The 8,898-nt window shown below is 69.4% G+C and carries 14 protein-coding genes; 10 read left to right on the forward strand and 4 right to left on the reverse strand.

The genetic code is table 11. The annotated features are described in order from the left end of the window. Positions 1-123: 123 nt before the first annotated feature. Positions 124-294, forward strand: coding sequence for a hypothetical protein (locus ACZ4W9_RS39485; protein ID WP_467944068.1), 171 nt, complete (start codon positions 124-126; stop codon positions 292-294). Here ACZ4W9_RS39485 and ACZ4W9_RS39490 read toward each other — a convergent pair. Then, positions 284-586: a transposase gene (locus ACZ4W9_RS39490; RefSeq protein WP_467944081.1), complete on the reverse strand. Its 303-nt coding sequence runs from the start codon at positions 584-586 to the stop codon at positions 284-286. The genes ACZ4W9_RS39485 and ACZ4W9_RS39490 overlap by 11 nt on opposite strands. Here ACZ4W9_RS39490 and ACZ4W9_RS39495 point away from each other — a divergent pair. Beyond that, positions 574-930, forward strand: coding sequence for a hypothetical protein (locus ACZ4W9_RS39495; RefSeq protein WP_467944069.1), 357 nt, complete (start codon positions 574-576; stop codon positions 928-930). The two genes, ACZ4W9_RS39490 and ACZ4W9_RS39495, sit on opposite strands and share 13 nt — an antisense overlap. A 36-nt stretch (positions 931-966) precedes the next feature. On the opposite strand, the gene ACZ4W9_RS39500 is transcribed toward ACZ4W9_RS39495, so the two are convergent. Both ACZ4W9_RS39500 and ACZ4W9_RS39505 read right to left on the reverse strand, forming a co-directional pair. Next, the gene (locus ACZ4W9_RS39500; protein WP_467944070.1) at positions 967-1,509 is read right to left on the reverse strand and encodes a DUF1707 domain-containing protein; all 543 of its coding nucleotides are present in this window, start codon (positions 1,507-1,509) and stop codon (positions 967-969) included. Between the two features lie 128 nt (positions 1,510-1,637). Next, a complete protein-coding gene (locus ACZ4W9_RS39505) occupies positions 1,638-2,504 on the reverse strand; it encodes an NAD(P)H-binding protein (protein WP_467944071.1) in 867 nt (288 codons plus the stop codon). Between the two features lie 874 nt (positions 2,505-3,378). On the opposite strand from ACZ4W9_RS39505, the gene ACZ4W9_RS39510 reads away from it, so the two are divergent. From ACZ4W9_RS39510 to ACZ4W9_RS39535, 6 genes are all read left to right on the forward strand, one after another. Then, on the forward strand, positions 3,379-3,546 hold the full coding sequence (locus ACZ4W9_RS39510; protein WP_467944072.1) for a hypothetical protein: 168 nt from the start codon (positions 3,379-3,381) through the stop codon (positions 3,544-3,546). Between the two features lie 2 nt (positions 3,547-3,548). Continuing rightward, positions 3,549-4,529: an AAA family ATPase gene (locus tag ACZ4W9_RS39515; protein ID WP_467944073.1), complete on the forward strand. Its 981-nt coding sequence runs from the start codon at positions 3,549-3,551 to the stop codon at positions 4,527-4,529. Further along, positions 4,526-4,726, forward strand: coding sequence for a hypothetical protein (locus tag ACZ4W9_RS39520; protein WP_467944074.1), 201 nt, complete (start codon positions 4,526-4,528; stop codon positions 4,724-4,726). Before ACZ4W9_RS39515 ends, ACZ4W9_RS39520 begins: the two co-directional genes overlap by 4 nt. A 15-nt stretch (positions 4,727-4,741) precedes the next feature. Then, positions 4,742-5,047 (forward strand): hypothetical protein, encoded by a 306-nt coding sequence (locus ACZ4W9_RS39525; RefSeq protein ID WP_467944075.1) that lies wholly within the window; start codon positions 4,742-4,744, stop codon positions 5,045-5,047. A 113-nt stretch (positions 5,048-5,160) separates the two neighbouring features. Continuing rightward, positions 5,161-5,457, forward strand: a complete 297-nt coding sequence (locus tag ACZ4W9_RS39530; protein WP_467944076.1) for a hypothetical protein — start codon at positions 5,161-5,163, stop codon at positions 5,455-5,457. Between the two features lie 255 nt (positions 5,458-5,712). Then, the gene (locus tag ACZ4W9_RS39535) at positions 5,713-6,153 is read left to right on the forward strand and encodes an ASCH domain-containing protein (protein ID WP_467944077.1); all 441 of its coding nucleotides are present in this window, start codon (positions 5,713-5,715) and stop codon (positions 6,151-6,153) included. An 86-nt stretch (positions 6,154-6,239) separates the two neighbouring features. Here the strand turns inward: ACZ4W9_RS39535 and ACZ4W9_RS39540 are convergent, their stop codons facing one another. Then, a complete protein-coding gene (locus ACZ4W9_RS39540; RefSeq protein ID WP_467944078.1) occupies positions 6,240-7,406 on the reverse strand; it encodes an alanine--tRNA ligase-related protein in 1,167 nt (388 codons plus the stop codon). Positions 7,407-7,962: 556 nt separating this feature from the next. Here ACZ4W9_RS39540 and ACZ4W9_RS39545 point away from each other — a divergent pair. Both ACZ4W9_RS39545 and ACZ4W9_RS39550 read left to right on the forward strand, forming a co-directional pair. Beyond that, positions 7,963-8,157 (forward strand): hypothetical protein, encoded by a 195-nt coding sequence (locus ACZ4W9_RS39545; RefSeq protein ID WP_467944079.1) that lies wholly within the window; start codon positions 7,963-7,965, stop codon positions 8,155-8,157. 139 nt (positions 8,158-8,296) lie between these two features. Further along, positions 8,297-8,638, forward strand: coding sequence for a hypothetical protein (locus ACZ4W9_RS39550; RefSeq protein ID WP_467944080.1), 342 nt, complete (start codon positions 8,297-8,299; stop codon positions 8,636-8,638). Positions 8,639-8,898: the final 260 nt, after the last annotated feature.

Below are 8,898 nucleotides of genomic sequence, written 5' to 3' on the forward strand. Positions count from 1 at the left end.
ACCACCACCTAGGCGTTCTTCGCCGGGCTCGGACCCCGCGCGCGGGGCCTCCCCCCCCACCCCGCCCCCCCCCCCCCCCCCCTCGCCCTGTCCTTCGGCACGCACTACATCGCGGACCGGCGAGTGCCCGGCCACGGCGTCCTGGAGAAGCTCGCCGACAAGACCGGCAAGACCAACTTCTACAAGCTGGCCTCGCACGGCATCAACGGCGCCTTCCACCTCGACCACTCCTGGCACCACGGATGGGAGACCGTCGCCGCGCTCATCGCCACGGCCAAGGCCGTCACCCGGTGACCAGCCCGCGCCGTACACGCATCGAATGCGTCCGCGCGGCGTCCGGGGCTGCCTCCCGCGGCCCGCATCGCTCGGGCGCAGCCCTCCACGGCGAACCGGTCCGGGCCCGCCACCAGATCGCGTTGAGGACCTGCCTGCGGTCCTGCGGAGGACGACCGAGCTTCGGCGCCGGCGGCAACAGCAATGCCAGTTGCCGCCCTTGTTCGTCTGTGAGATCCCCACGAGTCACAAAACGGAGCATCTCCTGTCCCGGCCCAAGGAAGAGGAGACAATGGCGAAATGAGCCGGTCATCAGCACCGCACGATGTGATCAGCCCAGTCCACGTCCTGGCCGTGGTCCGGGGTCTGATCGAAGAAGCCCGCGACCCGCAGCGCGCGGACAGGTACCAGTACCTCAAATCGCTCTTCGGGGCTGACCTCCACGAAGCAGCCGCCCTCCACTGCGGTCTGTTGGAGCAGGCAGATGGCGACCTGCGAGCCACCCCCGCAGGTGCTGATCTGTACGAACGCCATCTGCGCTGGCTCCCCGGCATACTGGCGAACTACTGGCACGAGAAGCCCAACCACCACCTCCCTGAGGCGGTCGCTGAGATCGAGCGGCTCTACGACCAGGCTGCAGATACATCCACCCTGTGATCCACATTTCGACCACGCCTTAGTGCCGATGGAGCCTCAATGCCAGGCATGGCGGATCCTCAATCGTCCGAATCCCATGGTCCCAGAGATGCGGACCGTCGGCCCACCGGGGCGGGAACGCCGCGGTGCCTTGTAGCGCAGGTCCTTCCACCCAGTGCGCAAACCCTCGACGTCAACGACCGCGTCGCGAGGCACCGTGATTCTGGCCCCGCCGGTTCCGAGCTGCAGCTCGATATCAACGACCGGATGCTCCATGATCGCCCGGGACAGATCCAGGCGCACCCTTCCGTATGCGGACTCGACCTTGAGGATCCGAGGTACCCGCCATGCGCCCCGCCGCTGGATCCGTCCGCTGGCGGCAGCGATCGTTGACGTGGTGCCCGGGTGCTCCGCCGGGAGTGAGCCCAGAGCGGACACGAGCTCGCTGTGCGCCTTGGCGGTGAGCACCTGGTGGAGGCGTTCATCCAACTCCCCGTGCTGGATGAGCCCTTCCGCGTACGCCTCCTGCAGGCGCTGCACGGCCGTATCACGGTCGTCTTCGCCGATCGGCAGCGGCGAGTCTTCCGGTAAGGAGGTCACCGTTTCACCCTACTGCCGTATCGGCGACGTGAACGCGTCAAGGTCCATAGCGGGCAAGGCATCCGATGGGGAGGCCAACCGCTCGTCAGCTTGATCGTCCAACCCGGCGAACCTGTGCGGTCACAGCACTAGCGGAAACTATCAGCGTGCTCTTCCGCCCATGAGCGGAACGTGCGCGCCGGCGCCCCGGTGATCTCTTCCACCGTGGATGTGATCAGGTTCGACTCGGGTCGCGTATCAGCGCTGGCCAACAGGGCCTCGACGAGAGCGGGCGGCCTGCCATCAGCGAGCATCTGCTGACGTGCGACCTCTACCGGGACCTTCTCGAAGCGCACAGGGTGGCCGATCGCTTCCCCGATCATGTGTACCTGCTCGGCTCGGCTGATTACCTGCGGGCCGGTCAGGACGTATTTCATGCCCGCATGCCCGTCTTCGGTCAGCGCATGTACCGCCACGGCCGCGACGTCGCGTTCGTGGATCACCGCCGTGGCGGCGATGTCGGGACCACGGACTACGTGCGTGGTGCGGATCTGCTCGGCCCACCCTCGCGCGTTGGAGGCGATGGTGTTCGCCCTTAGGAAGGTCCATTCCACTCCGGACCTTTCGATCAGCCGCTCCATGTCGGCGTGGAGCTGGTTGATCGGGTCAGTCTGGCGTTCGGCGTCTTCGTTCACCCCCGACGATGAGAGATAGACGATGCGGCGGACATGCCCCGCAATCGCCTCCAGCACGGCAGGGGCGCCCTCGGTCGTAAGGAACGGCCAGATCAAGAACACCGTGTCGCTACCGGCCAGTGCTCCCTCCAGCGTGTCCAGCCGGGTCAGGTCCCCGCCCACTACCTTGACCCCCTCAGGCAGCTCGGCCAACTCGGGCTCACGCGCTAATGCACGCACGGCGGCACCTGCGGCCAGGAGCTGCACAACAACTTGTCGGCCGACGTTGCCGGTCGCGCCAATCACCAGAATCTCACCCATGATCAGCTCAGCCTCGGCCATACCCAAGGTATTCCGGAACGACCCCGAGGTACTCAATGACGCTGTCGAACTCCTGCCGTGACCACGCCGGGTACAGGCCGTACTCGCCGATCGGCGAGCACGGCCGATGAGCTCCCAGTCCTGGCCCGTCAGCGACGATCGCGTCGCGCAAGACGACCTGCCGATCCAGGACCCGCCCCAGGCGTCCCCCGCACATCGATCACGACTCGTACCCGCCCCAATAGCTCCGCCTGACGTCTCGATGAGGGACGGCCAGAAACTCACCGCCGGCGGCTGAATGTGCTCCCGTCCGATGAGGACGAGGCATCGTCAGGGACTGCGACCGCTGCCGCAGCATGGCCGACAAACCGGCCTGCGCCGTCGCCCCCGAGGAGGCCATCGGCGAGCACTCGCCGGACTGCCCGTGGGAGAACGGGCGGTTCATAGGCGTGGCGGGCGCCAGTCGAGCAGCCCGAGATCGCCTACCGCGCGGCCGCCGACCACGCCGCCCTGGCCACCGCAACACCACCGCCTTGGCCGTACAGCCCGGCGTCCTCGACGTCCGCAGCCGCCTCCTCGCCGACGTCCTCTACTCCGAAAGCGTCCTGACCGGCGCCCGGCGACCCAGGCCTGGCCCCCGAGCTCATCCAGCGCCTGGAGGACGCCGTCGACCACGGCCACGAGCTGACCGTGCCGCTCGCCGACACCGCCCGGGCCACCACCGCCACCCGCTCCAGCCGCAGCTGAAGCCACAGTCCGAGACCCCCTACTAGGCAGACAGCGCCCCGCCCCGGCCACACGGCCGAGGGCGGGGACCTGCAGGGTGGCCGCGCATCGGCAAAAAGGGGCAGCCACCCACTCCCGCACCCGTTTCCGGGCCCGGGAGACATCCAGCATGCACCCTCACCCCTCCCCCACCTTCACCGCCCCCATCGCCATGGCCGAGACCACCGTCGCCCCGACCCTCCAGCAGACCCAGGACGACCTCACCACCTCGCTGATCACTGACAACGCCGGACAGCACCTCCGGGCTGCCCGCACCCTTCACCCACAAGGAGAGTGAGCATGACCGAGCCGACCCACCCGCCGATTCCCGAGCACAGCCTCGTGGTCCTCATCGGCCCCTCCGGCGCCGGGAAGTCCACGCTCGCCGCCACCTGGCCCGCCTCGCAGGTCCTGTCCCTGGACGCGCTGCGCGAGACGGTCAGCGACGACGCCGGCGACCAGGCGGCCACCGGTGACGCGGTCGCCGCCCTGCACCTGCTCCTGGAAGCGAGGATGCGCCGCAGGCTGTTCACGGTCGTCGACGCCACCAACGTGAGCCGAGCCGCCCGGGAGCCGCTGGTTGCCGCCGCCCTGCGACACAACATGCTGCCCATCGCGGTCCTGGTCCCCACCCCCGCCACCGTGTGCATCACGCGGCAGGGCCCGCGCCAGGCCAACTGCACGGTGCCGGACGCCGTGGTTCGCCAGCAGCACAGGGACATGGTCGACTCACAACGGACCTTCAAGGCCGAAGGCTTCCGCAAATTCGTCTTCGCCGACGCCCTCGGCCGGCTGCGGCCGTTCCTGGAGCGGCTGAGCCAGAACCGCCAGGCGGACCTCGGCCTGGACGGCGGCGACGGCCTGGGCGCCCTGCTCCTCGTTCGCCGATTCTTCGGTCCCGAGATCCTGCCGCTGTGGCAGTGGAAGCCCGGCTCGACGCTCGCTGGCGGCGACCGCGTCGCGGAGATCCGCCTCGGCCAGCAGCACCTCACCCTCGCCCTGCGCACCGACGTCGACGGCGAGGGCGACTACGGATTCGACGTGCTGGTGCCGTGCCCGCACGACGACGAATGCACCGCTCCGGCCTGGGCTCCCGCCTACAGCGTCACCTGCCTGGTCCGAGCCCTGACCGGCGGCTTGAACCGGCACGAGGACACCATCTGCACCGTCCACGACGGCTTCGACGACCTCGACCAGGAGGCCAGCGACCACGACCTGGACGACGACCCCGAAGGCCGCGCCGACCTCGAAGCGCAGTACACCGAGGCGGTCCGCGGATGAGCCGGGCCGCCGACGGCCCGCACCCGCACCTGCTCACCCCGGCCGAACTCCCCGACGGTGACGCGTGGTGGCACGGCTGCCCCGTCTGTCATCTCCCGATCCAAGGCGGCGCCGCCGGCCTCGCCGCACACCGCGGCACCGTCCACACCCGCTCCCGTGACCCGCGCATCCCCATCACCATCCGGCTCGACTTCTGACAAGGAGACCCCGCCATGGCCGTCCAGACCCGCACCGACACCTTCGCCGCGCTCCACGCCTGCTTCGCCGCCGACCTCGCCGCCCTCATCGAAATCCCGGTACCGCGCGGCGCGACCGCGACCGTCTTCATCGGCCTGGTCGAAGAGGTCCGCGACGTCCTCGGCTTCTCCGGCCTCGGCACCTGGAAGGGCGCCAGCGAGGATCTGGACCACGCCGTCGGCTACCTCACCGACGCACTGACCGGCCCGGACAGCGGCCAGCGCGCGCTTCTGGCTCGGGCGCGCACCCACCTGCGCGACGCCATCGCGACGGCCGGCTGACCCCTCACCGGGTTGAGCGCACTCTGTGCTGCCCCGGCCTCGGCACCCGCCCGAGGCGGGGACGGTCGCAGTGTCCCCTTAACCACACGAGTGCACGAAGGGAGATGGGCGTCATGATCCTGCGCACCTACGAGGTCGACGTCCCGATACACGATCCCGCCCACCCAGGCCGAAGCGGACTTCACGTCTTCACCGGCGTCGCCGACTCCCCGGCTACGGCCCTGAGCCGCGCGCACCATGCGTACGACGCAGCACTCGCCGCGCACACGGCCGGACGCGAGATCCCCAGCGGGCAGCCGGACACCTGGACGGCGCGCGGGCTGCGGCCCGGCTGGGAGCTGGAGTGGACGGCCGCGACGGCCGGCCTCTGGCACAACCCCCTCAGCTGGAACAGCGACGTCGCGCTGTAGCTACGCCCCGGGACAGGCGCACGGCGGACAACCAAACCGCCTGCCCCGGGCCACCCACCCCGTACGAGACGAGAGGGAGATCCCCAGTATGGACTGCGTCCCGCGCGTCCGGACCCGAACCGGACAACGCACCCCCGCGATGACCACCGTCACCCGGCCCTTCACCGGCCGGACCGAGCAGGCGGTTGCGCTGCACGAGCAGCTCACCGCTACCCGGGCCGGACGGTCGGCCCCGGCCGGACGGGGGTGTGCCGCATGACCATCACTCTGCCCGAGGGCGACTGGATCCGCGGCATCACCGTCCAGCAGCCCTACGCCACCTGCATCCTCACCGGCGCCAAGAGCATCGAGAACCGGCCCAAGCCCTGGAGCTGGCGGGGCTGGATGCTCCTGCACGCCGGCCAGCGCATCGACGCGGCCGCCCTGCGGCTCCCGCTGGTCGCCCACACGATCCGCGGCCGGGAGCTGACCAGCGGGGCCGTCCTCGGCGTCGCGCGCCTGACCGACTGCCACCAGGACACCGAAGGCTCCCCGCCCTGCACACGGTGGGCGCACCCAGGCGCCTGGCACCTGGTCCTCACCGACATCCAGGAGCTGCCGCTGCCGGTCCCCGCCACCGGACTGCTCGGTCCGTGGAAGCCGACCCCGGAGCTGCTGACGCGGGTGCTTGCGCAGCTGCCCGACTTCCGGCCGTGACCAGCCGCAGTCGCAGAAAGCCGCTGTGGGCAGTCCGTAAGGCCCGATTCCTTCATTTTGGTCTGCACCCACTCTCGTCCCCGCCATCACTCTTGCCGCAGGCTTGTGACTAGATCGCGAGGCAGACCGTGGGTGTCGTGGAGGTACCGGAAGTCCTCCTCCTTCAGCGGGCCTTGGAACCGGGGTCGGGCAAGCACCTGCCGACCTCGTTCAAGGAGCCGACTGAACCGGCACTCCTCCTCGAGCAGCAGTCGGCGCACGTCACTGGGATCTACTTCCTGGCGGAAGTGGTCCAGGGTGTGTGAGACCAACTCGTCCGGCAGGTCTCCGAGACCGCGCGACGGATCGTCCCGCCACAGAACGGTGAGCACTCGTCGCAGCAGGCGGCGGAGCACGTAACCCCGTCCAGTGTTGGCCGGGCGCACTCCGTCGCCCAGTACCACGATGGCTGATCGCAGGTGGTCGTAGACCAGGCGCAGCGACGGCTCGTCAAGTGGCCACAGAGCCGGCACGATACGGCGCCAGGGGTCGAAGACGTCACACTCGAACACTGACGACTTGCCCTGCAGCAGAGAGGCCAGCCGCTCCAGGCCGAGCCCCGTGTCGACGTTGCGTTGGGGAAGCGGCACAAGGGAACCGTCCTCGAGTCGACGATGGCGCATCATCACGTGGTTCCAGACCTCTACCCAGCGGTCGTCGCGTGTGGGTGTCGACTGGGGTGGGGTGTCACCGCTCCACAGGAAGATCTCCGAGTCGGGGCCGCACGGGCCGACGGGTCCGTTGGACCACCAGTTGTCCTCCACGGTGAGCTCGACGGGAACGTCGAGGTCCTGCCACAACTGCAGGGAAGCAGTGTCTGGCCCGATCTGGTCATCGCCGCCATAGACGGTGGCATGGAGCAAGCCCGGATCGACCCCCAGTCCATCGGTGAGCAGCCTGTACCCCCAGCCGAGACTCAGTGAGCCCTCGTAGTCGCCCAGTGACCAGGTGCCGAGCATCTCGAAGACAGTCAGATGGGTGGCATCGCCGACCTCCTCCAGATCCGTGGTGCGCAGACAGCGCTGCACATTGACCAGCCGCTGGCCCAGCGGATGGGGGCGCCCCTCCAGATACGGGGTGAGCGGGTGCATGCCGGAGGTGGTGAACAGCACCGAGTCGCCAGGGGGTGGCAGCAGCGTCGAGCCGGTGATCTGGCGGTGATCACGCTCCTCGAAGTACTCGACGAACGTGCGGACAATGGTCTCCGTGTTCATGGGGGCGGCTCCTTCGCGTCACAGCGGGGAAGGCACCGGATAACGGACCACGCTGGTCATCGCGCCGGGGCAAGAAGCCAAGAACGCCACGGGACCACCGACGGGCCGTTTCCGGTCGCCGGTGGGAAAGGGAGAAGGTCAGACGGCGGCAACCGGCGAGCTGGTCGCTCGCGCGGTCGCGATGGCGCTTCGGCCGGTGACGTTCATGCGGGCGACAATAACCCGCCCAGTCCTTTGAGGCACACGAATTTTCCGCCAGAACGTCTGGCCTCGCGCGGGTCCCGCCAGGCAAGCGGCCGGAACCCGATAGCGGTGAAGCTGCCTCGCCACCTCTGATGCTCAGAAGCGCCATAACGCGCGCTCAGTCATACCTGTCCCCGGACGACAGGCGCGGCCTGCAGGTCTGAACAGAAGAACTCGACAGGGAAGTGCGCGGAGACCTGCATCGCCGCGAACCCGACCGAGGCCCGCCTCGGCCGGTTCGCCTCCGACCTCCAGCCCAAACGCCGGCAGCACGACGACGACCACGCCTGACCCCCTCCACCTGGAGGCACTCATGAACAGCACCCAGCGCGACGTCGACCACGCCCTCGCCTACCCGGAGCCGCCGGCCTCGCCGCTCTGGCACCGCCACGGCGCGAAGGCCCGCCCGCTCACCGATGCCCAGAAGCGCCGCAACCACGAGCTCCTGGTCCTCACACAACACTCCCCCCGACCCCGCTCAACCAAGCCCCCGGTGGAGGCCCGCTGATGAACCACCAGACGCACCTGGCCATCGACGGCTACGTCGACGCGATCCCCACCCCGACACCGGCTGGGGCATCGCCCGCTTCGATCTGATCCACTCCCCCACCGTCCTGGACCGAACCGCCCCCGGCGTCCCGGACACCGTGTACACCTGCACCACCGCCGACCCGCGCATCGCCGACGTGCTGCTGCGCGAGATCCGCACCGGTGACCTCCTGCGCGTCACTGGCACCGTCGTCCAGCCCGACGACCCCACCACTCCGGCCCGCGTCAGCGTCGACAGTCTGGAGGTCCTCGAGGCCGCCCCGGCCCCCGTGCTCTATGACCTCCTGCTGGAGCGGTTCGGCACCTACATCGCCGTGTTCGACGCCGACCGTGACCAAGTCCCGGTGTTCACCGCGTCCGGCCACTGGGTCGGCGAAGCCGCCAGCCCCGAGGTAATCAGCGACCTGATCGACGCCTACGAGGAAGGCGACACCCGATGACCGCCGACGGCCTTGCCCAGCGGACCGTCCTGGAGCGGTTCCCCGCCGGACACCCCCGGGGCCTCTGGCCCGCCGACGAATACGCCGCCGCCCAGCGCGCCCAGGGCACACCGGACGCCCGGGTCGTGATGAAACCTGACCACCGACACCTTCCTCGTCATCACCGAGACCACCCAGTAGCACCCGACACCGCAGTGGGGGGGGGGGCCGCCTTGGCCGCGGGGGGCGTAAGTACCGCCCACCGAAAAAACAAGACGAAG

The sequence above is a fragment of the Streptomyces sp. NPDC029296 genome (assembly GCF_055569255.1).

What these genes read in the sequence shown, in the direction of transcription:
- ACZ4W9_RS39495 (WP_467944069.1), top strand. Translation starts at nt 574, where the DNA reads ATGAGCCGGTCATCAGCACCGCACGATGTGATCAGCCCAGTCCACGTC.
- ACZ4W9_RS39490 (WP_467944081.1), bottom strand. Translation starts at nt 586, where the DNA reads ATGACCGGCTCATTTCGCCATTGTCTCCTCTTCCTTGGGCCGGGACAG.
- ACZ4W9_RS39505 (WP_467944071.1), bottom strand. Translation starts at nt 2,504, where the DNA reads ATGGCCGAGGCTGAGCTGATCATGGGTGAGATTCTGGTGATTGGCGCG.
- ACZ4W9_RS39510 (WP_467944072.1), top strand. Translation starts at nt 3,379, where the DNA reads ATGCACCCTCACCCCTCCCCCACCTTCACCGCCCCCATCGCCATGGCC.
- ACZ4W9_RS39515 (WP_467944073.1), top strand. Translation starts at nt 3,549, where the DNA reads ATGACCGAGCCGACCCACCCGCCGATTCCCGAGCACAGCCTCGTGGTC.
- ACZ4W9_RS39520 (WP_467944074.1), top strand. Translation starts at nt 4,526, where the DNA reads ATGAGCCGGGCCGCCGACGGCCCGCACCCGCACCTGCTCACCCCGGCC.
- ACZ4W9_RS39525 (WP_467944075.1), top strand. Translation starts at nt 4,742, where the DNA reads ATGGCCGTCCAGACCCGCACCGACACCTTCGCCGCGCTCCACGCCTGC.
- ACZ4W9_RS39530 (WP_467944076.1), top strand. Translation starts at nt 5,161, where the DNA reads ATGATCCTGCGCACCTACGAGGTCGACGTCCCGATACACGATCCCGCC.
- ACZ4W9_RS39535 (WP_467944077.1), top strand. Translation starts at nt 5,713, where the DNA reads ATGACCATCACTCTGCCCGAGGGCGACTGGATCCGCGGCATCACCGTC.
- ACZ4W9_RS39540 (WP_467944078.1), bottom strand. Translation starts at nt 7,406, where the DNA reads ATGAACACGGAGACCATTGTCCGCACGTTCGTCGAGTACTTCGAGGAG.
- ACZ4W9_RS39545 (WP_467944079.1), top strand. Translation starts at nt 7,963, where the DNA reads ATGAACAGCACCCAGCGCGACGTCGACCACGCCCTCGCCTACCCGGAG.